Here is a 2,508-nt window from a genome sequence, read left to right as displayed (position 1 = left end):
GCCTGCCTATCCCTTCTTCATCCATTTATGTCCCTCTCAGTAGCGCGGTGGAGAGCCGGGTTATTCTGCCTTTCCGCTCCAGGTGTATTCATCATCTGCAGTACAACCGATTTCTGAATACCTCCTATAACGTTTTCAGTAAGCGACAGGCTGCATTTGCTAAAGATCCGGCGCAGGATTACTCAAAAAAGACCGTTTCGACTCGAGAGCGGGAATTACGAAACTTTCTTAAAGGCGGTGGCACCTTTATCAACGTCAGCCTGCTTGACGGAGAGCACATATTCGAAATCTATGAGACGCTTTTTGAGGCCAGACGTCAGCGGAGTCTAAAAGACAGGGATGTTAACCGTGCGTTTTTCCGCGAGTTCCAGCAGCATTTTAAAGGGCACGTAATGTTTTTAAATGAGGAGCCCGTAGCTATTCAGTTACTGCTATCGGTGTCAGGCGTGGCGGGCACGTTCGTTGACTTCATCAATATCGGTTACCGCATGGATGAAAATGCCGGCGCGCTTGGTACCATGATCATGTGGAAAAACCTCACGTCGCTTTATCAGGATGCCCGAGAGAATAATCAGACGCTGTACTATTCTTACGGCGCGCTCTCTGGCGAATATAAGGCGCGCTGGTGCCACCCCGTTCCACTCGGACGCGTTATTTTCTAGACGAGAAATTCATCCGAAATTTCTTGTGAAGGCAGAATAGCCGAAATTAGTTTCATCTTGTTCTCAGCTGTATATGGCTCTATTAAAGCACTGCTTGCTGAGGCCTTCTTTGCGCAAGCCTCAGCAATCTTTTACACAAATAACGATATTAATATTTTCTGAATTTGTTTAAGGAAACATAATCTGCTACTAGCTGAGAAGAGGCTGGATAATCTTAATTTTTTAGTTCTTATGGTCTTCCCGTCTTTTGACGCATTAATCCCTGTCTTCACCCAATTCGCCCGCATCCTGCGGGCCCTCCAGGCAGACTCACTTTGCTCGGCACTGCTGATTATCTGCGGCAAAGCGCCCGCACTTACCACTGACCCCAGGTTTAAACCCGAACAGCCAACCCTTCAATCCGCTGCATTGCCTCCAGCAGACGGGCTTCAGTCACTTCGACCGACATATTCTCCATATCCGGTGCATGCACGGATTCACGCACAATCAGCGCCAGCTCGGCATCATCCAACTCGGCAATCTCACGCAGCGTCAATGGCACACCGCAATCGCGCGCCAGACGCATCTCATCCAGCACCTCTTCATCGCTGCGATCTTCCAGCGCCAGCAGGCACAAGTTGCCAAAGCCAACCAGCAGGCCATGACCAAACTCACGTGTCTTATCGCAGAAGGTAAAACCTTCATAAATCGCATGTGAAGCCGCTGCGTGGGCGCCGTTGCTCATCAGCGAGGTCAATCCGGCCCAGGTAAAGATCGCATCCAGCACCTGGTCCAATGAGGCGCTGCTTTCGCCGCGCAACACCGCCGCATAGGCCGCCGGGCCGTGTTCCGCGATCACGTCATAGCAAATCTGGCTATGAGCCAATGATGACAATGCATTGCCTTCACGTGCCGGATGGCGGACGCTCACCGCGCGGAACTCATACCATTTTGCCAGGGTGTCGCCCAGACCAGCAGCCAGCCAGCGAGCAGGGGCTTTAGCCAGCAACTCACTGTCGATGATCACTGCCGCCGGTGCCTGTGGCAGCGGGAAAATATCGAAGAAATTGCCGTTATCGTCGTAGCGAATGGTCAATGGTGTCACTGCCGAACAGGTGGCGGCAATGGTCGGGATGGTGATAAACGGCAAGCCCAACTGCGCTCCCACGGCTTTTACGGTATCCAGCGATTTACCGCCGCCGACACCGATAATCACGTCAGCTTGCAGTTCGGTAGCGATCGCCGCCAGACGGTTAATCTGATTGATTGAAGTCTCACCACCAAACCACTCCTGCGCCAGCAGCGTCACGTTGGCTGCCAGCAGTTGAGCGCGCACCTGCGCTTCCACCGATTGCAATGCCTGATGGCCGCCGATCAGCAGGGCGCGTTTGCCCAGCCCTGCGCAAATCTCGCCCAGTTGATTGATCACACCCGCGCCGCGCAACACGCGCGCCGGAAACACCAAATTCTGTTGTGTCATGCTTTCTTCTCTGTGTAACGGACGCCGGGCAATACGCACAGCATCTCATAAAGGATATTGGCTGCAAGCTGGGAGGTCATGCCGCTGATATCGTACGGCGGTGACACTTCGACCAGATCGCCACCGACCAGATTGAGTCCGCGACAGCCGCGCACAATCTCCAGCCCCTGCATCGAGGTCAGGCCGCCCACTTCCGGTGTACCGGTGCCGGGCGCCCATGCAGGATCGAAACTGTCGATGTCATAGCTGAGATACACCGGACCGTCGCCGATGCGCGCTCGCACTTCAGCCATCAGCGGCGCCATGGAGCGATACCAGCATTGTTCGGCAGGCACCAGATGGAAGCCCTGATGATAACCCAATTAAAATCCATGGCAACCTAACCCT

Annotated in this window: 2 protein-coding genes and 1 pseudogene; 1 reads left to right on the top strand and 2 read right to left on the bottom strand. The window is 53.8% G+C overall.

What is annotated here, in order from left to right:
• The coding region (locus H7A81_RS26785; RefSeq protein WP_255479060.1) for an antimicrobial resistance protein Mig-14 at positions 1-662 on the top strand (662 nt) is incomplete at its 5' end.
• 373 nt (positions 663-1,035) lie between these two features.
• On the opposite strand, the gene H7A81_RS26780 is transcribed toward H7A81_RS26785, so the two are convergent.
• Together H7A81_RS26780 and H7A81_RS26775 are read right to left on the bottom strand one after the other, a co-directional pair.
• Positions 1,036-2,121 carry an iron-containing alcohol dehydrogenase family protein gene (locus tag H7A81_RS26780; protein ID WP_182059285.1) on the bottom strand — a complete coding sequence of 362 codons (1,086 nt, stop codon included), beginning with the start codon at positions 2,119-2,121 and terminating at the stop codon, positions 1,036-1,038.
• Positions 2,118-2,480: pseudogene (locus tag H7A81_RS26775) on the bottom strand (arginase family protein); the annotation flags it as partial. The gene H7A81_RS26780 and the pseudogene H7A81_RS26775, both read right to left, overlap by 4 nt.
• Positions 2,481-2,508 lie beyond the last annotated feature (28 nt).

This window comes from Pantoea sp. ME81 (assembly GCF_903970985.1).
Classification (GTDB): domain Bacteria; phylum Pseudomonadota; class Gammaproteobacteria; order Enterobacterales; family Enterobacteriaceae; genus Pantoea; species Pantoea communis.
The sequence above is the reverse complement of the archived record's forward strand: the minus strand, read 5'-3'. Positions and strand labels throughout refer to the sequence as shown.

Coding starts and splice junctions, on each gene's coding strand:
- H7A81_RS26780 (WP_182059285.1), bottom strand. CDS start 2,121: ATGACACAACAGAATTTGGTGTTTCCGGCGCGCGTGTTGCGCGGCGCG.